We start from the raw sequence: 24654 nt of genomic DNA, 5'->3' as shown, positions 1-24654 counted from the left end.
GAACTCCACCTGCGCGCTCTTGTTGCAGCGACCAACTGTTTTGGAAATTCATCCATCTGCAGCGGGATCGCCATCTGCGTTGGCAAAAAGATTTAAGTGATCGAATCACACCAACGGTCTTGGATGGCCTGGCATGGCGTTTTTTTCAAAACCCCTTGCCAGCCCACCACACCAGACAGGTGCAAGCACCTGCCTGACGATTTTTTAGCAATTACGCTGCGATGGTCTGTGCATCGACGCGCACGCCGATACCCATCGTCGACGACACCGCCACCTTGCGCAGGTACAGACCCTTGCTGGTAGCTGGCTTTGCCTTGTTCAGAGCGTCGATCAGGGCTGCCAGGTTGCCTTGCAGCTTGTCGTTCTCGAACGAGCGGCGGCCGATGGTCGAGTGAACGATACCAGCCTTGTCAACGCGGAACTGCACCTGACCTGCCTTGGCGTTCTTCACAGCCGTAGCGACGTCGGGAGTCACGGTGCCCACCTTGGGGTTAGGCATCAGACCACGTGGGCCCAGGATTTGACCCAGGGTACCAACGATACGCATGGCATCAGGCGCAGCGATCACGATGTCGAAAGGCATGTCACCAGCCTTGACCATCGCGGCCAGCTCGTCCATACCCACGATATCGGCACCAGCGGCCTTGGCTTCTTCAGCCTTGGCGCCTTGTGCGAACACGGCCACGCGGGTGGTCTTGCCGGTGCCGTTAGGCAGCACGACAGCGCCACGAACCACTTGGTCCGACTTCTTCGCATCCACGCCCAGCTGGATAGCCACATCGATGGATTCGTCGAACTTGGCCGTTGCTGCGTCCTTGACGATTGCAACTGCATCAGCGAATGCGTACAGCTTGGTGGTGTCCACCTTGCCTTGCAGGGCCTTTTGCTTCTTGGTCAACTTTGCCATCTTAGAGGCCCTCCACCGTAACGCCCATCGAACGGGCGGAACCAGCCAGCGTGCGCACAGCGGCGTCAACGTCAGCAGCGTTCATGTCCTTCAGCTTGGTCTTGGCGATCTCTTCCAGCTGAGCGCGGGTGATCTTGCCGACCTTCGTGGCCAGAGGGTTCGAAGAACCCTTGTCCAGCTTGATCGCCTTCTTGATCAGCACCGTTGCGGGTGGGGTCTTGATGACGAACGTGAAGCTCTTGTCCGCAAATGCGGTGATCACCACAGGCAGTGGCAGACCTGGCTCGACACCTTGGGTCTGGGCGTTGAACGCCTTGCAGAATTCCATGATGTTGAGACCACGTTGACCCAGCGCTGGACCAATGGGTGGCGATGGATTGGCTTTACCAGCTGGCACTTGCAGCTTGATGAAGCCGACAATTTTCTTTGCCATTTATAGCTCCTTACGGGTAAAAACGCCCGCACTGCATAGCGCGGGCTCCCCGGGGGTTAAGACTCTGTTTAGGCACCGAGTCCGTAAGTGCATGAAAATGAATCAGGTTTTTTCGACCTGCGCAAATTCCAGCTCAACCGGAGTTGAACGGCCAAAGATCATAACAGAAACGCGAAGTCGACTCTTTTCGTAGTTTACTTCTTCGACAGATCCGTTGAAGTCCGTGAACGGACCTTCCTTGACGCGGATGAATTCGCCCACGGTGAATTCGATCTTGTGGCGCGGCTTGTCCGAGCCTTCTTCCATCTGCAGAACGATCTTCTGAACTTCTGCTTCGGAGATGGGAGCCGGACGGTTCTTGGCACCGCCCACAAAACCCGTCACCTTGCTGGTGTGCTTGACCAAGTGCCAGGTGTCGTCGTCCATGACCATCTCGACGAACACATAACCGGGGAACAGGCGGCGCTCGGTGGTCTTCTTCTGACCATTGCGCACTTCCACCACTTCCTCGGTAGGCACCAGGATGCGACCGAACTTGCTTTGCATGTCCGAGCGGTGAATGCGCTCCAGGATATTGCGCTCGACGGCCTTCTCCATGCCCGAGTAGGCATGCACGATGTACCAGCGCAGATCGGGATTAGCAGCACTCATAGGCGCCTCAGCGCCTGTGTTGGTTGTTTCGTCCGTGTTCGACATTACTTCCTCCAGCCCAGAACCAGGTCATACAAGACCCATTCCAGCGTTTTATCAGTCATCCACAAGAACAAAGACATGATGACCACAAACGCGAACACGTAGGCGGTCATCTGCAGCGTCTCTTTACGCGAAGGCCAAACAACCTTCTTGACTTCACGCCAGGAGTCCTTGGCAAAACCAACAAATTGCTTACCTGGTTCAGACACCAGAAAAACGGTGACAGCCGCAATGAGAGCCACAATCAGTACGGCCCACTGGGCAATCGCACCTTGTTTGGCCAACAGGTAAAAGCCGGCGATACCGGCGATAACCAATGCAGCTACGGCGAACAGCTTGAGCTTGTCCGCACCAGAACTAACAGTTTCAACTTGTGTAGCAGCCATGTCGACAATTCAGAGATGAAAATAGGCATCACTCAAGACGCCGAAGCCCGCCTTGTAATCAGGCGGGCTTGGTTGACCACTTATTCAGTGGCAGGGGCAGTAGGAATCGAACCTACAACCTTCGGTTTTGGAGACCGACGCTCTGCCAATTGAGCTATACCCCTACGAAATCAATACTTACGCAATGATCTTGGCAACCACGCCAGCGCCCACGGTACGGCCGCCTTCGCGAATAGCGAAACGCAGACCTTCTTCCATAGCGATGGGGTTGATCAGCTTGACGGTGATCGACACGTTATCGCCAGGCATAACCATTTCCTTGTCAGCTGGCAGCTCGATAGCGCCGGTCACGTCCGTGGTACGGAAGTAGAACTGAGGACGGTAGTTGTTGAAGAAGGGGGTGTGGCGGCCGCCTTCGTCCTTGCTCAGCACATACACTTCAGCGGTGAAGTGGGTGTGTGGCTTGATCGAGTTAGGCTTGCACAGCACTTGGCCACGCTCCACGTCTTCACGCTTGGTGCCGCGCAGCAGCAGGCCAACGTTGTCACCAGCTTGACCTTGGTCCAGCAGCTTGCGGAACATTTCCACGCCGGTCACGGTGGTCTTGACGGTGTCCTTGATACCGACGATTTCGATTTCTTCGCCGACCTTGATGATACCGCGCTCGATACGGCCGGTCACCACGGTACCACGACCGGAGATGGAGAACACGTCTTCCACGGGCATCAGGAAAGCACCGTCCACAGCGCGCTCTGGCGTTGGGATGTAGGTGTCCAGCGCTTCAGCCAGACGCAGGATAGCGGGTTCACCCTTGTCGGATTGGTCGCCTTCCAGAGCCAGCTTGGCCGAGCCGCGGATGATGGGGGTGTCGTCACCTGGGAAATCGTACTTGTCCAGCAGTTCGCGGACTTCCATTTCCACCAGCTCCAGCAGCTCTTCGTCATCGACCATGTCGCACTTGTTCAGGAACACGATGATGTAAGGCACGCCCACCTGGCGAGCCAGCAGGATGTGTTCACGGGTCTGGGGCATGGGGCCGTCAGCAGCCGAGCAAACCAAGATAGCGCCGTCCATCTGGGCAGCGCCGGTGATCATGTTCTTCACATAGTCGGCGTGGCCAGGGCAGTCCACGTGAGCGTAGTGGCGGTTAGCCGTTTCGTACTCAACGTGTGCGGTATTGATGGTGATGCCGCGAGCCTTTTCTTCAGGAGCAGCGTCGATTTCGTCGTACTTCTTGGCTTCGCCGCCGAACTTGGCAGACAGCACGGTTGCGATAGCAGCCGTCAGCGTGGTCTTGCCATGGTCCACGTGACCAATGGTGCCCACGTTCACGTGCGGCTTGGTGCGCTCGAATTTTCCTTTTGCCATTCTAGACTCCGAAAAAACCTAAACCTAATGGGATATAGCGCAACAAGAACCGTGCGCACTTAAATATGGTGCCCATGGGCAGGATCGAACTGCCGACCTCCCCCTTACCAAGGGGGTGCTCTACCACTGAGCCACATGGGCAATTTTTTCAAATTGCAACAGGATCGCTTTACTGCAGACTGGAGCGGGAGACGGGAATCGAACCCGCGTCATTAGCTTGGAAGGCTAGGGTTCTACCATTGAACTACTCCCGCATCAACCGCGCCAGAAGCGCAATTGCTGCAAAGCTTTCTTCTTCAACCATTTCTGGTGGAGGGGACTGGATTCGAACCAGTGTAGGCGTAAGCCAACAGATTTACAGTCTGCCCCCTTTAGCCACTCGGGCACCCCTCCGAAGAAGAACTAGATTGTAGCATCATTTTTGGCTGTTTTTAGAAACTTCCGATTTCTCGCAAATTTCTTCAAGGGACGCAACCCGAACAAACCCGAAAACAATGCTTCACTCTATATAAAAAGCCCCGAGACCTGAATCTCGAGGCTCTTAACTGGTGCGGCTGGCAGGAATCGAACCCACGACCCCTTGGTTCGTAGCCAAGTACTCTATCCAGCTGAGCTACAGCCGCTAAGCTGCGTATTGTAGGCGGTTTTTGGGCACCTCGGACGAATCGGCCAGGTTTTTTCAAAAAATCGTGCGGAAAGCGGGCGATCCGTCGCAACGATGGCGCATATGGGGCCTCTTTGGCGCCTGCAGAGACACATCGCAACACCCGACCAGCGGAACGCAAAGGCCTGGTAGCCACTGCTGCGCAACACCCCTCCGGAGAACGCAGCCCGATCTGCAGCGGCGCAAGCCAACAGCTGCACGCCAGGCAGCACCCAACAGGCACCAGACAGCAAGCCACAGGCACCAGGCAACAAAAAACCCGCGCTGCGACTCCACAGGCGGGTTGGTGCTGCTCTGGCAGAGCACAAAAAAGGCGTTGGTGCTGGCGGGGATCGAAAAAACAACAAAACACCGCATGGAAAATAGGCTTCAGAAATCCATTTTCAAAAGGTGCCAACAAAAGTACCAACAAAATAAAAAGTGACCTTCAATCCTTGCGTCCGCCCCAGTCGGCGGATCCAGCCTTCAGATCGATGCCCCTAGACCTTTTCAGGTCATGATCTTCAGCTCGTTGGAATCATACCGACCTATATCTTCGGTAGATGCCCTGCACCGCAAACTCCCTCAACGTCATCCACCTAGAACCACCTTCCAGACTGTTCAACTTGCCATTCACTTCCTGAAGTCAATTTCTTTCGTCCAAGATCATCTATAGGCGGTCGTTCCAACCGCCTTCCCTGTCTCATTGTCGATGTCTGGTTTCCCGTCCCCCGATACGTCGATACGACGGCACCGAGGCGAATTCCGGCAGGCAATTAAACAGCGCCTGCAACTGTACTTATGGAAGGGGAGTTTCAGAAGAACGACAAAGGCGCTGGCAGCTTGAAACGGTGCATCGCATCTTCATTGAAGTGAATGATGTCCAGAAGAATCGAGTCTTCTATGTCTTCCTTCGTGCGGCCTTTCAGGAGGTATTCGATCCAGCCAGCATCCCTGTACTTCGTGAAGTCGTGGTTCTTGGGGTCAGCCCATGGAAGGCTGACCCATTCGGTTTCGCATATTTCAGCCCAATGATCAGCACGTATGCCATTGGGAACTTCGATCACGCCATGAAGGTGAAATTGGGTTGCCGTATGGTCGTGACGACTGATCTTGCCTTCCTTGACCACCACCTGTTGAAGTTTGACCCGATTCCTACGGGCAATGGCCTTCGCGCCGAACGCCTTACGGCATAGGCCGTTGTACCACCGCAGATACGTCGCAATCGCCTGTTTTACGGTCAAACCCTCCGAATTGCAATATGTCGGAATTCCCGTATGTTCATCTAGCAGCCACTTCCCCGGCTGGCGCTGCCTGAAGTTCAGTGTGAAGGCGATAGTTTTCCTACCTTCAAACGCACCAGCGAACCAGATTTCAAACTCTTTCTTGATTTCACGCTTCATAAATTTCTCCGAAGTTGGTTTTCGGAGGTACTTACGAAAGTTGATGTATAAAATGTAATCCAATCAATAATTACAATTTATATTTCATGAAATTTGTCGCCTATTACCGCGTGTCTGAAATGCATGGGCTTGCGTTGAATTCCTTGAGAAATTCGGTAGAAAGGCATGTCACGCAAGAAGGCGGAAAACTGATCCGCGAATTCGTCGAAACCGTGACGGACTTTGGGCAGGTTGGGGAAGTGTTTGAAGCTGCTGTTCGGCAGTGCCGCCGCGACAAGGCCGTGCTCGTCTTGGCGGAATCAGACCCACTGTCGCGTCAACTGGGCATGCTGGCGAGACTGGTACAGCAACACGTATCGCTGTCTGCCGCTGGTCATTCGGATGTGAACAAGGTACTGGAACCGTTGTTCACTGATGCAAGGGCGGATGGTGGCTCCGGCGCCACACAATCGAAGGCGAAAAAGAAGTCTTCATGCAATGCGATGCGCGGTAACCCAGACCTCGAATGCGCCCGAACCACCTCCTCTGAAGTAAGGCGGAAAAAGGCGGATGAATTTGCCGTGAAGTACTACGATGATGTTTTGCAACTACGAACTCATGGACACTCGTTTGCAGCAATCGCAGAGTTATTCAATGCAGCGGGAAGACAAGGGCCAAGGGGAGGGGCTTGGCATGCAACCTCAATCTCCAATTTAATGAAGCGATGCCAAGGCGATTCACAAAAGAGACCTACAGACTGAAGTCGTCCGTGCCAGCACCCTTGCCGACTTCATACTTTTACAAGCTTTGCCGCGTGGCGATCATAGATGTAGTTAGTGATGCTACCGTCCTTGATACGTTCAACGGCTTCATCGATGACAAACAGGGGAACCAAGAACCATTCTTCTGGCTGAACCGGATGCCCGAAGCGATCATTGATCGTAATGTTCAGACGAGCAGGTGCAAAAAGCCTGTGGAATAGACCTTCCATGCGCGTTCGGTTGATGCCTGCAAGTTTGTATGTAGCGACAACTTCAACCTTCGCCAATAGATAGGTAGCCTGGTTCTCCGCATTGGCGATACGTGTCTCCACTCTGCCGCCGGTTACGCCCAATTTGTGAAGAATTTTGCGGTTTTCTACTACATAGGGATGATCCGATAGAGACCGGAGCACATAGATGGTGCCACTTTCGACATCATCCGCATCAAGTTCCCCGCCAAAGGAAAGCTGACCACTTTCGGGCGAAACCAACTTGCGCGCAGATTGGTCGTCGTAAAACGCTCGCTGGAGTGAACGCAGGAGCAAATTGCTTTCTGTTCCGTTGGAAAAAATTAGGCGCAACCGACGATCTACTTCCCTTGCTGTGGTCTTCAGCGGATCGCCGACTTCAGCGACATACACCATGATGCCATCCAGAATGAAGAAATCACCGACTTCAATTCTCCGGTTGCTTGCGGTAATAGGCTGCGATTGACGAAGTCCCGTCGACATTTCCGTTTGCACCTGTTCAAACAACGGACGGAAAGACTCATAGTCCTCACAAGGCTTGCGATCCGCAATCTCTTCAGCAGCGCGTTTTTCCGCGTTGGTACGGACATGACGCAACACCGTGATGTCTTCAGCGCCATCGACACCGGCTAGCTCGGCAGCCAAGTCCTCGATATTCAATTCCGATTCTGCGTTCACGGCAGTGCCCAGCAACCCTTGGTGGTCTATGGACTCAAGTAAGGCGCGGTAGTCTGGCAAAGCGCGCAATCGGTCGAGACGCACGGCATACAGTCGTTCAAAAATGTCTCGGTCTTCGCCGTGCTGAGGCAGTCGCCCGTGTTGCTCCACATATCGTTGGATTTCTTCAAAACCCGCAATAACTCGCTCCTCGCTAGCCGAGCGTCCAGCTTTCTTCTCAGCTGGCGCGAACTCTGAAAGTTCTGACGCAAGCTCATCAAGGTCAGAGTCACGCATACTTTCCCTCCGCTTTGAAGCGCATAAAGGCCGCAGCCCCTTCCGCAAGGTGCTTCTCCCAGCTGTCTGATGCGGTTACCAAAGGAACTCTTCCACGTTCACGCTTGAATTCAACCGCTCGAATAGCAATGACTTTGGCCTCGTCCGGCGTGAGGTTCGTACGCTTTCCAGAAATGGTCGCTGCCACTTGCTTCAGACTTTCCTCGCTCATAGATTTCGCGAGAATCGCGTAGGCTTCTCCAAATGGATTGATGCGGTCGATCAGGTCAATATCCAACTCGCGCACGTCCATTGCGAAACGGCGAACACCGTCAATCATCGCGGTATTGGGCGAGCCTTCAGTACTCTCTTGGGTCACGGCACGCTTGGCCTCTTGAGTCAGGTTCAGTGCCGCAATGGCGTGTTGGCGCACCGCCTCTTGGTCTTCTACATCCAAATCAGGGTATTTGTCTTTGATGATCTTGCCCATTCGAACCTGCGTCAGTTCCTCCGGCACCAGTTCTTCATCAAATAGCCCACGTTCGATGTTTCGTTTGTCTTGAACGAATGCTGCGATGACTTCGTTCAAGTCTTCTTGGCAAATTCGAGTGGCTTCCCGACTCTTGGGTTCTGCAAGGCCACTGATTTCAATCTGATAAGCCCCCGTTTGTTCATTGACCCCATAGTTGCAACGCTCGGAGTCATATCCGCTATCTCCGTAGTGATAGCCCGGTGTTGGAGTGTTATCGGGATTTTTGGCCCTGAACTCAAAACGTGGGGCAAGCACTTGCTCCATCAATAGGCTCGCCGCAATCGCTTTCAACGTATCGTTCACGGCCTCTGTAACCGCATCTTCACTGGCGTCAGGTTGGGCAATCAAGTTGGTGAAACGGGCTCGGGATTTCCCCGGTGCGTCGCGGGTTGCGCGACCGATGATTTGTACGATTTCTGTCAGGCTGGCGCGGTAACCCACCGTCAGTGCGTGCTCGCACCATATCCAATCGAATCCCTCTTTCGCCATACCCAAGGCGATGATGATGTCAACGTGGTCTCGGTTGTTCTTCTGCGTTGGATTCTTCAACGCTGCAGAGACGCGGTCACGCTTGGCGACATCGTCGTCTACAAGATCCGCAATGCGCAGGATACAGCCATCTGGACGTTTGACCAATTGGAAGCCCGTTGCAGAGTCTATACCTTGCCATTCGCCTAGTGCTTCAATGATGTGTTCCACCTCCCGCACTTTGTCTTTCGTACTTTCGCGCGAATTAACGTTGGGGATGTGAATGATGGTCTTCTGGGCTGGATCGAGAACATTCAGAATGTCATCGGCGTACGAACCGCTGTAGAAGAAATAGCCGATATCGAGTTGTTTAAGGTGTTCGTAACCATTGAGTTGTTCGTAGTAGGTATACGTTACGGTATCGAACTTAGCTTCATCTTGAGGGGCAAGAACGGCCTCAGCGTCTCCACGGAAGTAGGAGCCTGTCATGGCGACGATATGCACCTTACCGCGCCCGATGAACTCCCCGAGATGTGCTCCCAACTTGTTATCAGGGTTGGCAGAGACATGGTGAAATTCATCGACTGCAATCAAGCGGTCATCGAATGCTTCAATGCCGTAGGCATCGACAGCGAAACGGAATGTCGCATGGGTGCAGACCAGTACCTTATCGCTACTTTCGAGGAAAACGCCCAATGACCTCACCTTGCCGCCATTGTCGTTGCCGGGGGCGTTGCAAAGGTTCCATTTGGGTTCGACTATCCAATCGGCCGAAAAACCGTACTTTGTCAACGGCTCGTCATTGAAACTGGAACCGATGGATTTTTCCGGCACCACAATAATGGCTTGCTTCACGCCTTGGCTGTTCAGCTTGTCCAGCGCAATATACATCAGGGCGCGGCTTTTGCCGGAAGCCGGAGGCGATTTGATCAGCAGATATTGCTCTCCACGCTTCTCATAAGCCCGCTCCTGCATAGGGCGCATTCCAAGGGCATTGGCCTTGGTCGATACGCCGCTGCGAGCGTAGGTGACGGAAACGGAAGGAACGGATTTGATTTGTTCACTCATGCGTTGGCTTTCACGTTGCGCTTTCCAGCCAAGGCTGGAGAAACTTCGGCGGTCATCTTGGAATAAAAGTCAAACAGCTTTTCCAGCCGTTCTGTATCATTTTTGAAGCGTCGTCCGATGTAGATCCGCTCCAGCACTTCGTCATTGCGTTCATGCGCTGCGACTAGGTCGGCAGGCATGGTTTCGGGACCATAAAGATCTGCAATACTGGCCGGGAAATGGCGCTCCCGCTCCAGCAAGATCTCCTCCGCGCAGCGCGTCAAATCAGCTTTATTTTTTTCCGTCAAAAGTGGAATTGGGAATGCGTTGTAAGTAAGAAGAGATGAATATCGAATACCTGAACCGAGGCCGCCAGATACGGCTTCTGCCCATACGCGATGCAAGGTAGATGACAGTATGGCTAATACCCAAACTTCACTAGTGAATGTTACAAACGCAAGATCAGTTGTAATCGTGTTGCTTGATACAAAGTCCGGCGTTAAATAGGGGAGTCCTTCCGTTGTATTTTTTGGAACTACTATCGAACTCGACTCTTTATGACAACGCTGCGCAAATCGATGTGGAATGCGCGAATAACCAATGGTTGTTGGCGCACTGGATTGCGCTCTAAAAACGCGAGTTGCCTCAATTCGATTTCTTACGGCCTCAATCGACATCGCGAAATCAATTTCATTGTCGTCTACCCAAATGCACCAGCGACGAATACCCTGTCTGATTTCAGTTGTACCAATTAACGGCCGAAGTATTGGTCGTGCATTCGGTGAATCCACAAGCAGCGCTCGCTTTTCTTCCTCAGTAAAGATTAGATTGCCGCCATCTCTTGCCATGTTTCCTGAAACCAGCTTTGGAAGCTGCGTTGCCAGTGCCCGACTTGCCTGTCGAATGTAATCTTCTTTACCCGATATCAAGTATGGAGAAATTGACGTAACTTGTCGGACCACATCTACTTCAAAGATACGCCGAACTTTAGATTTATCTCGCGAGACACCGACGATGACACACCATACACCTGCATTCAACTTTGCATTATTCGACCACCTGAACTGGGTATGGCCAAAAAAAATCGAGTCGCCATTTGAATATAGCCGAGACCATAAATGTTCGACCTGCTCACCTCTGGAAATAGAGTTTGTAGATACGAATGCAAAGTCAGTTGGCGCGACATTCGAAAAATTCGATGCTTTGATGTACCACGCCGTCACATAATCACAATCCTTGTAGGCATTCCCTCCGCCAAATACCAACTCTAAATCAGATTTTTGAGCAGCGGTCTGCTTTCTAGCTCCTTTAAAAGGAGGATTCCCACAGATGTAAGTTTCGCCACCTTCGTTTTCGAAATCGATTTCACTTGAGTTGATCGGTGTATCGAAGAGGCCTTCACCCTGAATTTTTACGCTTCGCCCTGTTGGAGGGCAGACACTTATCCAGTCTAAACGTAGCGCATTTCCTGAGATAATCCAGTTCTCATGCCGTAATGGAAGGAACTCGGCAAGCGCCAGTCTTTGACCACGATATAGCACGTCACATTGATATTCAGCAATAACCAAAGCCAAGCGTGCAATTTCTGCAGGAAAATCACGCAGTTCGATACCACGGAAATTGGTAAGTGGAATTCCAGAAGGTCGATCTGGCTCGTGACGTCTTCTGTTTATTTCAGCCTCGATAGCTCGCATTTCCTTGTACGCGATGACTAAAAAATTCCCTGAGCCACAGGCTGGATCAAAAATTCTTACTCGGGAAATTCGCTTGCGAAGGTTAAGCAGGACTCGAGCGTTATCGCCAGCTTCTGCCAATTTGTCTCGCAATTCGTCGAGAAACAATGGATTCAACACCTTCAGAATATTCGGCACGCTGGTGTAATGCATTCCCAGCTCTCCACGCTCCTCGTCGTCAGCAACCGCTTGAATCATGGAGCCGAAAATATCTGGATTGATTTGGGTCCAGTCCAACCCACCTACGTGTAGCAGATAGGATCGAGCGATCCTGCTGAAAATTGGCACGTCATTCGCGCCAGAAAACAATGCACCGTTAACGTAGGGGAAATTTGCGGCCCATCGAGGCGTTTGACTTACCACCCGATCTTCGGGCCTTGTGTTCATGACTCGAAACAGTGTTGCAAGCACTTCATGCGTGTTGGATGAGTCCTTCGCACTCATCCGAGCAACGGTATCAGTAAAACGTCCTTGGCCGACAAAGATATCCGTATCTTCCGCAAAGAAACAGAAGATCAGTCGGGCCATCAACTTGTTCATGTCGTGGCGCCGTTCTGCAGCTCCCCACGCGGGGTTGTCCTTTAATAGTTCGACATACAGTCGGTTCAGGCGGCTAGTTGCCCGGATATCGAAGGCGTTTTCACTGATCTGACGGACAGTACTGATACCCGCCAAAGGTAGGAAGAACCCGAAATAGTCAGGAAAATCTTTGAAGGCGCAGGCGATGGTGTCGCCACTGGTCAGGTCTTCGGCCTCAAAGTCTGTGCCGTCTGTTGCCAGGACGAATTTGGCCTTGGCCTTAGTGGTAGCGGGGCTTTCTTTGAGTGCTTGGAGCGACGCTGTCACCTGACCCACATCACAGGCAAGAAGGTGAATGTGGTTAGTCTGTAGAACGCCGTTCAGATCAGACTTGTTGGAGGCACCAGCCCGCAGGCGCTTGATCGTAGTTGCCTTGTTGCCAAAGGCCTCCAAAAAGGCATAGGGAAACTCAGCGGGGTCAAAAGGCCGCTCCGCAAGGTCGGTGATAGCTTGTTCAATTTCTACGGCGTTCATTGGCTGGACTCTTTACGGGCAAGCCCGTCAGCTTACTATCTTTCTTATGACCGTTTGGCGTTGCCCTGACCCTCGCGGGCAGCGTCGTTCCCTGCCGAGTTATCGATGGACATTCGAGATTTCATTGACGATGGCATCGAGACGATTGCTGTCAGTACCTGACATCAGGCAGTCTTCCCAGAACCACTTTTCGAACACCTGGACTATGGCTGGTCGTAGTGGTGTTCCGGCGGCTACTAGGGACGCAATTTCTTCAGCTTGAAATTCGTATTCATCGCGCATGTTTTCGTCGCCAGCGCACCCGGTTCGCATGGGGTCAAGCTGCCAAAGAACGTTGGATATCTTGTTTGTGTTCATGTGTTTTTTGGGTCAAATTTATTCCTGCTGTAAGGCTTATGGGCGACACCAAAACAACCTGCTTTCTCATCTTCGGATCGTCTGGCATTGATATCTTGTGCAAATTTTTCAGCGGCCTCCTCGCTGGAAAATTCACTAGTGCCTTCAAAACGATCCCCCCATCCCACTTCACACTCATAAACATCAACACACCAAACCAGCGGCCCTGCTGGCGGGGAGACTGCTTTGGGCTTTTTCCCAAATTTCGACTTCATTTTGGACATCGCTGACTCCTTCTCGACATGTTCTAAGCGAACTCTCACGCAGGCAGTCAACAATTCCGGATAGCGACCGAGGACATATCAGTCATTGCTGTTTCGGCGCAGCATGTCTGTTGGATTGGGCATATCCGTGACCTCGTCCCTTTGTGATAAATTCATGACATCAACCCACTTTCCTAGGTACGAGAAAGCCCGGTGACAGTGCGGCACTACCCGCGTCATTCAATTCACTGGGGGCGGCTAGCCGTAAGCGGATTTCATGCCCCCGCATGCTAGCGTCTGGACTGCAATCCACCTGCCATTGACGCATAACATAGCCTGCAACAGCGCTGCGTAGCGAGACTTTTAACTTCCCGTCTTGCATCCCGAAGTCTTTCGCTATGGCCTCGGGATGCGGGCGTGATGGATGGGGGATCAGGGTCAGCGCGAGCATGCGATTCCAATGTGTATCTGCGCCGATCAGTTCCTGCTGTGTAGGGGGACTGCAATCCGCGAAGGCGTGTACATCCTCCATGCGCGTCAGTACCAGATCACGGAAATGCCCCTTTGTCCGGTCAAAAGCCCTGACATGCCAACGTAAACCAGAATCCACCAGCGAATGCGGCACGATGACTCGTGGACTTGGGCCTTTTTTCATGGACAGGTAGGTCAACGCCAACACCTGACCCGAATGGATGGCTCGGGTGACCGTCGCCAAAGTGTTCAGGTCTGGCTGATTCAAGCGTTTGGGCGCAGCGTGGGAAATGGTTTCACTGCTGGTTCCAGCATCAGCCGCCGCTGTGCCTGTGGTCAACGCAGCGAGCACTTTTTCGGGATCGTGCTGGAATAGGGGCTGGAAGGTCTGCATGTAGCGATAGTGCTTTTGCTCGTAGCTAGCATTTTGGGGCGCCAGTTGTTTGTAGAGCATCAGATCGCGGGTTCCGGCCGCCGTTGCCACTTCAAAGCGTTCAAGCACATGCTTGCGCGCTACGTCGCCATAAAACCAGATGCGAAATTCAATGAATGCCAGCCTCTGGCGTTGCGCTGCGGACAGTGTGGCGGGTAGGTTGTCTTGTTCCATGACTGGAAATTTTTCAGATGTTTCCGGCAGCCAGCAACAAGGCCAGCACTCGCTCGTACTCACGGCATCGCGCGTAGTCCTTTTCAGTAGGATTCCGGATGCGCGACAAGTCCATATTTTCGGCATTGTCCGCCAGCTTGACTACTCGCGCGATTGGGTCGGCTGCGGCACGCAGTGCAGCTTCAAGGCGTGTTTCACCGGGTCGCTTCGTCAGCGCATCAATGGCTTGTAGAACTACATCGGGAAAGCCTTCGCGCTCAAGGTTTTCAAGGGTGATGGCCGTGTCCTCCACGACATCATGCAGAACCGCGGCCATCTTTTCGTATTCGTCACGAACACGATTCATGACTTGAATTGGATGGAAGATGTAAGGCCTGCCAGCCTTGTCCAATTGTCCTTCATGGGCGGCAATTGCAATTTCGATGGCTCGCGCCAAAGTTGACATGAGGCTCCTTGAATCTGTTGTGACAAGGGCATCATACAACATAAGATCAAAATGATCTTATTTTTCGGATCATTTTGATCCTATGTTGCTTTTTGATGTACTAGTGCAAACTCTTTGACCCGTGAACTGGCGGCGCGGCATCACGCCAGTTCTGTAGTTCGATGATACTGAAGACCGTACAGCGCGGGCCGAGCTTTCGGGCCTTCGGAAAGTCACTTCTGTCCTTTGACCACCGCCACAGCGTGCTGACCCCGATACCCAAGAATTCGGCGGCGGCTTTGGGGCGAATGGATGAATTAATTTGATGCATTGATGAGCTCCATATTGATGTCCGCCATAACTCGTGTTGGGCGGTATGAAGCAATTTCAGCATGCAATTCCTGAATTCGAACTGGCACCATGCTGGCATCGTCATGACGCTGCAGGCGGGGTCATGATGTTGCTGGCGGACTCATCTTGCCATTCGCGGCACCAGCGCCGAATGACATCTGGATTCTCCAAGTCTTCGTACTTGGACAGCATGTCCCGGGCGAAGGCCGTAGCACTTTTGTAGTTCTGCGGCGCGGCCTGCCACATCTCCCAGCATTCTTTAACTTGTTGCTTCGCGATGGCTTTCGGATCATTGATCCATCTGGCTTCCGCAGCGGATTTAGCCATGACGCGTCTTGCGTCCTTCAGGACTTCCGCTTCAATCTCGCGTATCCGATCTGTTGTAGCGGTCGGGAGCCGCGCCAGCATCTGTTCTCGCTCGGCGATGCAGACCATTTCCATGGCCTCGGTGGCAAGCATGGACGCTTGAAACATGGATTGATCTGTGGATCGTCCATTCTTGCTCCGTTCGGAAAATAAGACATCAACCATGAACACCTTTTCCAGCGCAATCAGGGCGTAGCACTGGGCGTCTGTCGGTTGGCCGTCCTGTGGACTCCGGCGCCGTTGATGAAGAATTTCTTCCAGGATTTCGATGTCTGAAAACTGCTGATCAGGGCATCCATCGGGCAACCACGTCGGATCGGGCCAGTTTCCCAGTAGCGCCGCCGCATCGTCGGCGGTGAAGTTCCATGTACCGTTTTCGTCGCGCATGTAGTCAGGAAAGAATTGAAGTTCCCAGCCCCCATCCTGAATCAGACGACGCGCGAATTCACCGCTGAACTCTTCCAATTCTTTGCTATGCAGGCTGACCTTCAACGCGTCCATTTCTGTTCGCAGTGTGTTCGTGCTGGCTTGCCATTGATTGCGATTGCAATTCTTCAGAACATGGCTTGCGCGTTGATAAATTGCGTCCGTCAGCGGAAACCGCTTGTGCGGGTGTTGACTCATAGGATTGCCATCCAACTTCATCAACGCTGGCCGACTGACTTGAATGGAGTCACGTCAGCGCCAGCCTTCAATTTGTCCAAGTAATCCGCCCATGTCCGCATCATTGTTCGGCGCTGATCCATGAACTCGGCCCTGTCATATGCGGCACCTAGCGGGCCAGACTTGCCGTGCGCAAGCTGGGCTTCAATAACGTCGGTATGAATTCCGGGCAACCGTTCAATGATCAATGTGCGCGCCATCGCACGGAAACCATGGGCAGTCATTTCATCGCCGGAATAACCAAGACGGCGCAGCGCGGCGTTAATCGTCATGTCGGACATCGGGCGGCCCTCCCCCCGAGTGGAAGGGAAGACAAATGTTCGATACCCGGTAAGTGGTTGAATCTCGCGCAGCACCTCCACGGCTTGCGGAGCCAGCGGAACAAAGTGCGGTCTGCCATTCAACTTCTGTGCGACAGTGCGCTTCATGGATGCTGAAGGAATGGTCAGCATTCCAGCGTCAAGGTCGATCCAAGACCATTCCATCTTGCGAATGTTGGCTGGGCGCTGGAATAAAAGTGCCGACAGTTGCAGCGCCGCCTTGGTGATGGGCTGACCACTGTAGGTGTCGAAGGCCCGCAGTAGCTCTCCAACCTTCAATGGTTCCAAAACGGCAGGCATGTGTTTCACGACTACTGGTTCCAACGCGCCGCGCAAGTCTGGCATAGGGTTGTGCGTACAGCGGCCAGTCTGGATGCCATACCGAAACACTTGCCCTGAATTCTGGGTCAAGGTATGTGCTGCGTCGCGGTTGCCCCGCTTCTCGACCTTTCGCACTGCGTTCAGCATCATCGGCGCGGTGATGCCAGATAACGGCAACGGACCGACATAGGGAAAGATGTCCTTCTCAAGCCCTCGGAGCCACTTCTCGGCGTACTTTTCACTCCATCCCGATTTTTTGACGCCATGGTATTCACGGGCTACCGCTTCGAACGTACTTTCTCCGGCAACAACACGGGCAGCTTTTTCTGCCTGTTTAACGATGCCGGGGTCAAGACCTTCAGCGATTTGGGCCTTGGCCTCATCCCTGCGCTTTCTGGCCTGCGCCAGAGTGACGGCAGGGTAGACCCCAAGCGCCAATGTCTTTTGCTTGCCCCCGAACCGGTAGGCCATCCGCCAATACTTGCTTGCGGCCTTGATGTGAAGGTACAGGCCACCGCCATCACTATGTTTGTCGCCTGCGGGCTTGCCCGAATGTTTGGCCTGCTTGATGAAGGTGTCGTTCAGTGACATTGTTGGTATCTAGGGCTGTTGGTACGTCAGATACCAACAAAAATACCAAGAAAATGTTGGTATGTCCATAGACCAAATGAGACTACCTTAGACAACAAAAAACCCGCAATGCTAGAAAACATGCGGGTTTCGAGATGATTCGAGACAATCTGAAGTGACTCGTTGGTGCGGCTGGCGGGGATCGAACCCACGACCCTTGGCTTCGGAGGCCAATACTCTATCCACTGAGCTACAGCCGCACAAGCTGCAGACGCCATGCGCTGCAGATCAACCCGCAGATTATGGCATGGCTTGGATGCCCTGGCCGTTCAGTTGTCGCCCGGGCATCGCGCCAGGGGCAGCCCATCAAAAACCTTTAGCGGCCTGCAGCCAGCTTGCCGGGGCCAAAGCCCAGGCCGGCCAGATAGGCCTCGACCGCTTTTTCACCCATGCTGCGCAGTGGAAAGTTGCCCTCATTGAGCACCCAGCCATGGATCAGCCCAACAAACAGGGAGTGCAAGCCCAGCGCCGCCTCCTGGGGCGTCATCTGCATCTGCACCTGGTCCCGGCTGGCGGCCTCTTCCAGATCTGCGGCAAATTTGCGCTGCGAGCAGGCAAAACTCTCGACATGGCCTTCGCGCACACTCTCGAGCTCACCGACGTATTCGAGCTTGAACAGCGCCGTGTCAAACACCTTGCGGCGGCGTTCATCCCCATCCATACTGTCAAACACCGCATAGATGGACCGGCGAATGCGGTCCAGCGGCGCGAGGTCACCGTATTTGTCGTCACAAATTTCCTCGAAGGGCATGCAAATGCGATCGAGCATCGATGAAAACACATCGACCTTGTCTTTGAAATGCCAGTACACCGCCCCGCGGGTCGCACCTGCCCGCTGGGCGATTTCGTTGAGCGAGGCGCGCGCAACGCCCTTCTCAAAGAACACCTGTTCTGCCGCATCCAGCAGCTTGATGCGGGTCTCATCTGCCTCTGCTTTAGTACGTCGGGCCATCGCTTGTATTCCGTTCTTGCAATCACATGACCCCTGTTTGTCAACCCAAAGGCCGTGCGTTATTTATCAAATTTCGACAATTATACATTTGCGCATGTATGTATAATCGCGCAGCAATTTCATGGGAATTGAGGATCATCCGCGCCCGGATGTGAGACAAGCCCTAGAGGGACCTCCGGGTTCTCCATCTTTACCATTTCTCATCTACCGAAGGGACTTTCATGCAGCAGATGTATGAAGCAAACCAATCTACCGGGAACCGCCCAGCCGCTACCAGCCCACGCCGTACAACCGGTGTGCTGGCTCTGACGCTGGTGGCTGCCCTGGTCTTGACCGCCTGCGGCAACAAGAAAGACGAACACGCAGCCCAGCAAGGAGGCGCACCCAAGCCGCCTGAGGTCAGCGTTCTGACGGTGAAGCTCGAGAGCATCCCCGTGGTCTCCGACCTGCCCGGTCGCCTGGAGCCCGTGCGGGTGGCCCAAGTGGGTGCACGCGTAGCCGGCATCTTGCAAAAGCGCCTGTTCACCGAAGGCTCGGACGTCAAGGCCGGCCAGGTGCTGTTCCAGATCGATAATGCGCCCTACCGGGCCAACTTGGAAAGCGCACAGGCGACTCTGGCCCAGGCCCAGGCAACGTTGGCCCAGGCCGCATCCACCGCCCGCCGCTACAAGCCCCTGGTCGAAGCCAACGCCATCAGCAAGCAGGAATACGACGTTGCCGTCGCCAACGAAAAGGCCGCACTGGCCCAGGTCGCGGCCGGCAAAGCCGCTGTCACCAACGCCAACATCAACCTGGGCTATGCCTCGGTGACGGCACCGATCTCCGGCCGCATTGGCCGCTCTTTGGTGACCGAAGGCGCGCTGGTGGGCCAAAGCGGTGTGACCGAGCTGGCCGTGATCCAGCAGATCAACCCGCTGTATGTGAACGTGACGCAGTCCTCGTCCGACATCCTGCGCATGCGGGAGGCGCTCAAGTCCGGCAAGCTGGCCAAGGCTGGTGACAACGCCGCCAAGGTCATCGTCTACACCGACGACGGCAAGCCCTATGCCCACCCCGGCAAGCTGCTGTTCACCGATCTGACGGTGGACCCAGCCACCGGCCAGGTGAGCGTGCGCGCCGAGCTGCCCAACCCCGAAAACCTGCTGCTGCCGGGCATGTATGTGCGTGTGCACATCCAGGAAGCCCAAGTGGACAACGCCGTGCTGGTGCCCCAGCAGGCCGTGACCCGCAATGAAAAGGGCAACACCGTGATGATCGTCGCCGCCGACGGCTCGGTCAGCCCACGGCCCGTGCAGATCAGCCAGTCCAAGGGTACGAACTGGGTGGTGAGCGAAGGCCTCAAGGCGGGCGACCAGGTCATGGTCGATGGCTTTATCAAGCTGGGCATGGGCGCGACACACGTCACGCCAGTGCCATGGAAGAACCCGAGCGACAAGGCGGCAGCGCCAGCGGCTCCCGCAGCGGGGGCAGCGCCCCAGGCTGAGGCACCCGCTGCGGACAAGCCCGCCGCCTCGCCAGAAGCTGCAGGCAACACCGCCGCCAGCAAATAAACAGGACACAGCGGAATGTCAAAGTTCTTTATTCACAGACCGATTTTTGCCTGGGTGATCGCGATCTTCGTGGTCCTCGCAGGTATCGTGTCCATTACCCGACTGCCGGTGGCGCAGTTCCCGAGCGTGGCGCCGCCCACTATCACGGTGACGGCGACCTACCCTGGCGCAACCGCGCAGACCCTGACCGACTCGGTGCTGCAGCTGATCGAGCGGGAAATCAACGGCGCCGAAGGCCTGATGTACATGTCGTCGTCTGCCTCTGCCACCGGCAGCGGCGAGTTGACCGTGACCTTCGAGCCCGGCACCAACCCCGACCTGGCCCAGGTGGATGTGCAAAACCGGCTGGCCCGCGCCACGCCGCGCCTGCCCAGCATCGTGCAATCGCTGGGGGTGCGCGTCGACAAGTCGATGAGCAACTTCCTGATGATTCTGACTTTCCAGTCGGACACTGGCGAAACCTCGCGTGACGAAATCTCCGATTACGTCAACCGCAATGTGGTGCCGGAAATCCAGCGTCTGAACGGCGTGGGCAAGGCCCAGCTGTTTGCGGCCGGCCGCGCGATGCGCGTCTGGGTCGATCCTGCCAAGCTGCAGGGCTACAGCATGTCGATCGCACAGATCAATGCCGCCATTGCCGCGCAGAACCAGCAGATCTCCGGTGGCGCGCTGGGCGATACGCCGAGCCTGCCGGGCACCATGATGAACGCCACCATCGTCGTGCCGGGCCAGCTGTCCACGCCCGAAGAGTTTGGCGAGGTGGTGCTGCGCTCCAACTCGGACGGCTCGACCGTGCGCCTCAAGGACGTGGCGCGCGTGGAGCTGGGCTCCGAGAGCTATGCCACCAACTCGCGCCTGGATGGCAAGCCCGCCGTGGCGCTGGCCGTGCAGCTGACCTCGACCGCAAACGCGATGGCCACCGCCAAAGAGGTCTACAGCAAGATGGACGAGCTCGAACCCTTCCTGCCAGCCGGTGTGAAGTGGGCCGCGCCGTATGACACCTCGAAGTTCGTCAAGATCTCGATCGAAAAAGTGCTGCACACCCTGCTCGAAGCCATCGTGCTGGTGTTCATCGTGATGCTGATCTTCCTGCAGAACATCCGCTACACCCTGATCCCGACCATCGTCGTGCCCATTGCGCTGCTCGGGGCCTTTGCGGTGATGTACAGCGTGGGGCTGACCATCAATATTCTGTCGATGTTCGCGATGGTGCTGGTGATCGGTATCGTCGTGGACGATGCGATCGTGGTGGTCGAGAACGTCGAGCGGATCATGTCCGAAGAGGGCTTATCGCCCAAGGAGGCAACGATCAAGGCCATGGGCCAGATCCAGGGTGCCGTGGTCGGTATTACCGTGATTCTGGTGACCGTGTTCATCCCGCTGGCCATGTTCTCGGGCGCGACCGGCAATATCTACCGCCAGTTCTCGCTGGTGATGGCGATCTCGATCTTCTTCTCGGGCTTCTTCGCACTGACCCTGACGCCTGCGCTGTGCGCCACCATGCTCAAGCCCATTCCCAAGGGCCATGCGCATGACAAGAAGACCGGCCTGCTGGGCCCCTTCTACAACTGGTTCAACCGCATGTTCGGCAAGGCCACCAAGGGCTACCAAAAGACCCTGGTCGGCGTCGTCAAGCGCACGTTCATGGCCTTCCTGGTCTATGCAGCGGTGATCGTTGGTGTGGTGTTTGGCTTCAAGGCACTGCCCACTGCGTTCCTGCCGGTGGAAGACCAGGGCTATGTGATCTCCCTGGTGCAGCTGCCCCCGGGCGCCACCCAGGAGCGCACCAGCGAGACCATGAAGCAGCTCGAAGACTTTGCCCTGGCGCAACCCGAGACGGCCAACATCGTGAGCATTCTGGGCTTCAGTTTTGCCGGTCAAGCGCAGAACATGGGTCTGGCCTTCACGGTGTTCAAGGACTGGTCCGAGCGCACCGCGCCGGGCTCGGACGCCTCGTCGTTCGCAGGCCGTGCCATGGGCGCGATGATGAGCCTGCGTGACGGCTTCATCTACACCCTGGTGCCACCGTCGATCTCCGAGCTGGGCAACAGCGATGGCTTTACCTTCCGTCTGCAGGACCGGGGCAACCATGGACACGCCGAGCTGCTCAAGGCCCGCAATGACCTGATCGCCAAGGCGAGCAAGAGCCCCATCCTGACCGGTATGCGCTTTGACGGTGTGGACGACGCGCCGCAGTGGCAGGTCGATATCAACCGCAATGCGGTATCGGCACAAAAGGTCAGCATGGGCGATATCGCCACCACCTTGTCGACGGCACTGGGCTCGAGCAACTCGACCGACTTCCCGAACAAGGGCTATATGCAGCGCGTGACCATCCAGGCCGACGCCGCCACCCGCATGCAGCCCGAGGACGTGCTGAAGCTGACCGTGCCCAATGCGGATGGCAAGCTGGTCGAGCTCTCGACCCTGGTGACCGCCAAGTGGATCACCGGCCCGATGCAGATGTCGCGCTACAACGGCTATCCGTCGATGAGCATCACCGGCCAGGCCAAGCCCGGCTACACCACCGGTGACGCGATGGCAGAGATGGAAAAGCTCTCGGCCGAGCTGCCCCAAGGCTTTGGCTACGAGTGGACCGGCCAGTCGCTGGACGAAAAGAAAGCCGGCTCGTCGGCGATGATCCTGTACGCGTTCTCGATCCTGGCGGTGTTCCTCTGCCTGGCAGCGCTGTATGAGAGCTGGAGCATTCCGCTGGCCGTGCTGCTGGTGGTGCCACTGGGCGTGCTGGGCGCCGTTGCCGGTATGCACCTGCGTGGCATGCCCAACGACATCTACTTCCAGGTGGCGCTGATCACCGTGATCGGCTTGTCCGCGAAGAACGCCATCTTGATTGTGGAGTTCGCCAAGGACCTGCACGACCAGGGCATGAGCGCGCTCGATGCAGCGCTCGAAGCCGGCCACCTGCGCTTCCGCCCGATCCTGATGACCTCGCTCGCCTTCATCCTGGGTGTGGTGCCGCTGTACATCGCCTCGGGCGCCAGCGCCGTGAGTCAGCACGAGATCGGCACCGGCGTGTTCTGGGGCATGATCATCGGCACCTTCCTGGCCGTGTTCCTGGTGCCGGTGTTCTTTGTCGAGGTCTTCCGTCTGTTTGGCCGCAAGGGCGAGCAGGACAAGGGACCGCAAGGCAGCCCGCCCGCGCCGCATTCGCCCGATAGCGGACACGACGCCGTTCTGTCTGCCAATGTGGGGAAAGGAACCCACCATGAATAAGAAACTGATACCAACCGTTCTGGCTGCGGCCCTGCTGGCCTCGGGCTGCTCGCTGATTCCATCACTGGATAAGCCTGCCACCCCGGTGGCTGCGCAGTACCCGGTGGCCACGGAAGAGACGCAGCAGGCCGCTGCCGATATTCCCTGGCAGAACTTCTTCACCGATACGCGCCTGCAGCAGCTGATCCAGACCGCGCTGGACAACAACCGTGACCTGCGCGTGGCGGTGCTCAACATCGCCCAGGCCCGTGCGCAATACCAGATCCAGGACGCCCAGCGCTTTCCGGAAGTGGGCGTCTCGGGTGCAGCCTCGCGCCAGCGCAGCCAGATCACGGGCGGCTATGCGAATGCCTTCAGCGTAGGTGTCGGCATCCAGAGCTGGGAGATTGACTTCTTTGGCCGCATCAGCAGCCTCAAGGAGCAGGCTCTGGCCCAGTACCTGGCCACCGAAGAAGGCCGCAAGTCGGCCCAGATCAGCCTGGTGGCCTCGGTCGCCAATGCCTGGCTGACCCTGCAGGCCGACGAGGAGCTGATCGACATTTCGCGCCGCACGCTGGAGACGCGGGAAGAGTCGATCAAGCTGTCCAAGCTGCGCCTCGACGCCGGCGTGGCCTCGGAGCTGGACTACCGCCAGGCCCAGTCGCTGACGGAAAACGCCAAGGCCACCCTGGCCCAGCAACTGCGCCAGCGCGCGCTGGATGTCAACGCCCTGACCTTGCTGCTGGGCCAGACGCCACCGGCCGAGCTGCTGACCAGCCTGCAGGGCAAGCGCCTGACCGATCTGCCGGTGATGGCCGATGTGCCAGCGGGCCTGCCCTCGGACCTGATGCTGCGCCGCCCCGACCTGCGCCAGGCCGAGCAGACCATGATCGCCGCCAATGCCAACATTGGCGCGGCGCGCGCGCTGTTCTACCCGGCGATCTCGCTGACGGCCAGCGCCGGCTTTGCCAGCTCCGAGCTGTCCGACCTGTTCGACTCCAAATCCAAGGGCTTCACGATCGCGCCTTCGCTGTACCTACCGATCTTCAATGCCGGCCGCAACCAGGCCAACCTGGAAGTGGCGCAGGTGCAGACGCAGATTGCTGCAGCGCAGTATGAGAAAGCCATCCAGACGGCGTTCCGCGAAGTGTCGGATGCCCTGGTCAGCCGCCAGACGCTGTCCGACCAGCTGCAGTCGCAGCAAGCCCAGGTCGAGGCCGAGTCGGCACGCCTGAAGCTATCGGACCTGCGCTACAAGAACGGCGTGGCCAGCTACCTGGACCTGCTCGATGCGCAGCGCTCGCTGTTCACCTTGCAGCAAGCGGTGGTGCAAGTGCGCCTGACCCAGCTGCAAAACCAGGTCGGCCTGTACAAGGCGCTGGGCGGCGGCTGGACCGATCCGGCACCGGCCGACACTGTCGCACAGGCGGCGCCCACTGCTGGCAAACCATAGGTTAACGCCCGCAGTTGCGGCCCCACAATGGCTTGCCAGCCCCCTGGCAAGCCATTTTTTTATGCGCCGGCGCCGCAAGTGTGGCGGTTTGCCTGCAGGTATTAGCCCGGAGGCCATGCCAAAAAACCCGTCGATATAATGATTTTG

General features: G+C 55.9%; 21 protein-coding genes and 6 tRNA genes. 4 read left to right on the top strand and 23 right to left on the bottom strand.

All coding sequences use genetic code 11. From position 1 onward, the window contains the following. Nucleotides 1-211: 211 nt before the first annotated feature. The 11 genes from rplA to WH367_RS10620 form a co-directional block, all read right to left on the bottom strand. A complete protein-coding gene (gene rplA, locus WH367_RS10670) occupies nt 212-907 on the bottom strand; it encodes a 50S ribosomal protein L1 (RefSeq protein WP_021025388.1) in 696 nt (231 codons plus the stop codon). A gap of 1 nt (nt 908) precedes the next feature. Next, entirely contained in the window at nt 909-1340 is a 432-nt protein-coding gene (rplK, locus tag WH367_RS10665; protein ID WP_021025389.1) for a 50S ribosomal protein L11, read from the bottom strand. Between the two features lie 102 nt (nt 1341-1442). After that, entirely contained in the window at nt 1443-2036 is a 594-nt protein-coding gene (nusG, locus tag WH367_RS10660) for a transcription termination/antitermination protein NusG (protein WP_021025390.1), read from the bottom strand. Continuing rightward, on the bottom strand, nt 2036-2419 hold the full coding sequence (gene secE, locus WH367_RS10655; protein ID WP_021025391.1) for a preprotein translocase subunit SecE: 384 nt from the start codon (nt 2417-2419) through the stop codon (nt 2036-2038). Before secE ends, nusG begins: the two co-directional genes overlap by 1 nt. 88 nt (nt 2420-2507) lie before the next feature. Next, nucleotides 2508-2583, bottom strand: a tRNA-Trp gene (locus WH367_RS10650). A 13-nt stretch (nt 2584-2596) separates the two neighbouring features. Further along, complete coding sequence (tuf, locus tag WH367_RS10645) at nt 2597-3787, bottom strand: elongation factor Tu (RefSeq protein ID WP_116926819.1); 1191 nt, start codon at nt 3785-3787, stop codon at nt 2597-2599. Between the two features lie 66 nt (nt 3788-3853). Further along, nucleotides 3854-3928: transfer RNA gene (locus WH367_RS10640), tRNA-Thr, on the bottom strand. A gap of 39 nt (nt 3929-3967) precedes the next feature. Then, a tRNA-Gly gene (locus tag WH367_RS10635) sits at nt 3968-4041 on the bottom strand. A gap of 53 nt (nt 4042-4094) precedes the next feature. Then, a tRNA-Tyr gene (locus WH367_RS10630) sits at nt 4095-4180 on the bottom strand. A gap of 153 nt (nt 4181-4333) precedes the next feature. Then, nucleotides 4334-4410 (bottom strand) — tRNA-Arg (locus WH367_RS10625). An 835-nt stretch (nt 4411-5245) separates the two neighbouring features. Continuing rightward, a complete protein-coding gene (locus WH367_RS10620; RefSeq protein ID WP_339535962.1) occupies nt 5246-5833 on the bottom strand; it encodes a hypothetical protein in 588 nt (195 codons plus the stop codon). An 86-nt stretch (nt 5834-5919) separates the two neighbouring features. On the opposite strand from WH367_RS10620, the gene WH367_RS10615 reads away from it, so the two are divergent. Next, on the top strand, nt 5920-6573 hold the full coding sequence (locus WH367_RS10615; RefSeq protein WP_339535961.1) for a hypothetical protein: 654 nt from the start codon (nt 5920-5922) through the stop codon (nt 6571-6573). A gap of 29 nt (nt 6574-6602) precedes the next feature. On the opposite strand, the gene WH367_RS10610 is transcribed toward WH367_RS10615, so the two are convergent. The 12 genes from WH367_RS10610 to WH367_RS10555 form a co-directional block, all read right to left on the bottom strand. Next, nucleotides 6603-7775, bottom strand: a complete 1173-nt coding sequence (locus tag WH367_RS10610; protein ID WP_339535960.1) for a GIY-YIG nuclease family protein — start codon at nt 7773-7775, stop codon at nt 6603-6605. After that, nucleotides 7768-9822, bottom strand: a complete 2055-nt coding sequence (locus tag WH367_RS10605; protein WP_339535959.1) for a DEAD/DEAH box helicase — start codon at nt 9820-9822, stop codon at nt 7768-7770. Before WH367_RS10605 ends, WH367_RS10610 begins: the two co-directional genes overlap by 8 nt. Further along, nucleotides 9819-12587: a class I SAM-dependent DNA methyltransferase gene (locus WH367_RS10600; protein WP_339535958.1), complete on the bottom strand. Its 2769-nt coding sequence runs from the start codon at nt 12585-12587 to the stop codon at nt 9819-9821. The genes WH367_RS10605 and WH367_RS10600 overlap by 4 nt, the downstream gene beginning before the upstream one ends. A gap of 99 nt (nt 12588-12686) precedes the next feature. After that, on the bottom strand, nt 12687-12944 hold the full coding sequence (locus tag WH367_RS10595; RefSeq protein WP_339535957.1) for a hypothetical protein: 258 nt from the start codon (nt 12942-12944) through the stop codon (nt 12687-12689). Beyond that, nucleotides 12941-13207, bottom strand: coding sequence for a hypothetical protein (locus WH367_RS10590; RefSeq protein WP_339535955.1), 267 nt, complete (start codon nt 13205-13207; stop codon nt 12941-12943). Before WH367_RS10590 ends, WH367_RS10595 begins: the two co-directional genes overlap by 4 nt. A 160-nt stretch (nt 13208-13367) precedes the next feature. Beyond that, nucleotides 13368-14264, bottom strand: coding sequence for a WYL domain-containing protein (locus WH367_RS10585; protein WP_339535954.1), 897 nt, complete (start codon nt 14262-14264; stop codon nt 13368-13370). 13 nt (nt 14265-14277) lie between these two features. Beyond that, nucleotides 14278-14709 carry a guanosine-3',5'-bis(diphosphate) 3'-pyrophosphohydrolase gene (locus WH367_RS10580; RefSeq protein ID WP_339535952.1) on the bottom strand — a complete coding sequence of 144 codons (432 nt, stop codon included), beginning with the start codon at nt 14707-14709 and terminating at the stop codon, nt 14278-14280. Between the two features lie 100 nt (nt 14710-14809). After that, the gene (locus tag WH367_RS10575; RefSeq protein WP_339536121.1) at nt 14810-15019 is read right to left on the bottom strand and encodes a helix-turn-helix transcriptional regulator; all 210 of its coding nucleotides are present in this window, start codon (nt 15017-15019) and stop codon (nt 14810-14812) included. A 101-nt stretch (nt 15020-15120) separates the two neighbouring features. Next, a complete protein-coding gene (locus WH367_RS10570) occupies nt 15121-16029 on the bottom strand; it encodes a hypothetical protein (RefSeq protein ID WP_339535951.1) in 909 nt (302 codons plus the stop codon). Between the two features lie 20 nt (nt 16030-16049). Beyond that, entirely contained in the window at nt 16050-17300 is a 1251-nt protein-coding gene (locus WH367_RS10565; RefSeq protein ID WP_339535950.1) for a tyrosine-type recombinase/integrase, read from the bottom strand. A gap of 163 nt (nt 17301-17463) precedes the next feature. Further along, a tRNA-Arg gene (locus tag WH367_RS10560) sits at nt 17464-17539 on the bottom strand. Between the two features lie 116 nt (nt 17540-17655). Continuing rightward, nucleotides 17656-18291: a TetR family transcriptional regulator gene (locus tag WH367_RS10555; RefSeq protein ID WP_021027146.1), complete on the bottom strand. Its 636-nt coding sequence runs from the start codon at nt 18289-18291 to the stop codon at nt 17656-17658. A gap of 230 nt (nt 18292-18521) precedes the next feature. On the opposite strand from WH367_RS10555, the gene WH367_RS10550 reads away from it, so the two are divergent. Genes WH367_RS10550 through WH367_RS10540 form a run of 3 tightly spaced genes read left to right on the top strand, consistent with a single transcriptional unit; the run spans nt 18522 to nt 24507 of the window. Further along, a complete protein-coding gene (locus WH367_RS10550) occupies nt 18522-19841 on the top strand; it encodes an efflux RND transporter periplasmic adaptor subunit (RefSeq protein ID WP_339535949.1) in 1320 nt (439 codons plus the stop codon). Between the two features lie 15 nt (nt 19842-19856). Then, nucleotides 19857-23075 (top strand): efflux RND transporter permease subunit, encoded by a 3219-nt coding sequence (locus tag WH367_RS10545; protein WP_339521270.1) that lies wholly within the window; start codon nt 19857-19859, stop codon nt 23073-23075. Beyond that, nucleotides 23068-24507: an efflux transporter outer membrane subunit gene (locus WH367_RS10540; protein ID WP_339535948.1), complete on the top strand. Its 1440-nt coding sequence runs from the start codon at nt 23068-23070 to the stop codon at nt 24505-24507. Before WH367_RS10545 ends, WH367_RS10540 begins: the two co-directional genes overlap by 8 nt. Nucleotides 24508-24654 lie beyond the last annotated feature (147 nt).

This window comes from Comamonas sp. MYb21, from assembly GCF_037479395.1.
Taxonomy (GTDB): domain Bacteria; phylum Pseudomonadota; class Gammaproteobacteria; order Burkholderiales; family Burkholderiaceae_C; genus Comamonas.
Note: the sequence above shows the minus strand (reverse complement) of the source record. Positions and strands in the feature narration are given on the sequence as shown.

Coding starts and splice junctions, on each gene's coding strand:
- WH367_RS10620 (WP_339535962.1), bottom strand. CDS start 5,833: ATGAAGCGTGAAATCAAGAAAGAGTTTGAAATCTGGTTCGCTGGTGCG.
- rplA (WP_021025388.1), bottom strand. CDS start 907: ATGGCAAAGTTGACCAAGAAGCAAAAGGCCCTGCAAGGCAAGGTGGAC.
- WH367_RS10555 (WP_021027146.1), bottom strand. CDS start 18,291: ATGGCCCGACGTACTAAAGCAGAGGCAGATGAGACCCGCATCAAGCTG.
- WH367_RS10615 (WP_339535961.1), top strand. CDS start 5,920: ATGAAATTTGTCGCCTATTACCGCGTGTCTGAAATGCATGGGCTTGCG.
- WH367_RS10540 (WP_339535948.1), top strand. CDS start 23,068: ATGAATAAGAAACTGATACCAACCGTTCTGGCTGCGGCCCTGCTGGCC.
- WH367_RS10565 (WP_339535950.1), bottom strand. CDS start 17,300: ATGTCACTGAACGACACCTTCATCAAGCAGGCCAAACATTCGGGCAAG.
- rplK (WP_021025389.1), bottom strand. CDS start 1,340: ATGGCAAAGAAAATTGTCGGCTTCATCAAGCTGCAAGTGCCAGCTGGT.
- WH367_RS10545 (WP_339521270.1), top strand. CDS start 19,857: ATGTCAAAGTTCTTTATTCACAGACCGATTTTTGCCTGGGTGATCGCG.
- tuf (WP_116926819.1), bottom strand. CDS start 3,787: ATGGCAAAAGGAAAATTCGAGCGCACCAAGCCGCACGTGAACGTGGGC.
- WH367_RS10600 (WP_339535958.1), bottom strand. CDS start 12,587: ATGAACGCCGTAGAAATTGAACAAGCTATCACCGACCTTGCGGAGCGG.
- nusG (WP_021025390.1), bottom strand. CDS start 2,036: ATGTCGAACACGGACGAAACAACCAACACAGGCGCTGAGGCGCCTATG.
- WH367_RS10570 (WP_339535951.1), bottom strand. CDS start 16,029: ATGAGTCAACACCCGCACAAGCGGTTTCCGCTGACGGACGCAATTTAT.
- WH367_RS10575 (WP_339536121.1), bottom strand. CDS start 15,019: ATGCATCAAATTAATTCATCCATTCGCCCCAAAGCCGCCGCCGAATTC.
- WH367_RS10590 (WP_339535955.1), bottom strand. CDS start 13,207: ATGTCCAAAATGAAGTCGAAATTTGGGAAAAAGCCCAAAGCAGTCTCC.
- WH367_RS10580 (WP_339535952.1), bottom strand. CDS start 14,709: ATGTCAACTTTGGCGCGAGCCATCGAAATTGCAATTGCCGCCCATGAA.
- secE (WP_021025391.1), bottom strand. CDS start 2,419: ATGGCTGCTACACAAGTTGAAACTGTTAGTTCTGGTGCGGACAAGCTC.
- WH367_RS10585 (WP_339535954.1), bottom strand. CDS start 14,264: ATGGAACAAGACAACCTACCCGCCACACTGTCCGCAGCGCAACGCCAG.
- WH367_RS10550 (WP_339535949.1), top strand. CDS start 18,522: ATGTATGAAGCAAACCAATCTACCGGGAACCGCCCAGCCGCTACCAGC.
- WH367_RS10605 (WP_339535959.1), bottom strand. CDS start 9,822: ATGAGTGAACAAATCAAATCCGTTCCTTCCGTTTCCGTCACCTACGCT.
- WH367_RS10595 (WP_339535957.1), bottom strand. CDS start 12,944: ATGAACACAAACAAGATATCCAACGTTCTTTGGCAGCTTGACCCCATG.
- WH367_RS10610 (WP_339535960.1), bottom strand. CDS start 7,775: ATGCGTGACTCTGACCTTGATGAGCTTGCGTCAGAACTTTCAGAGTTC.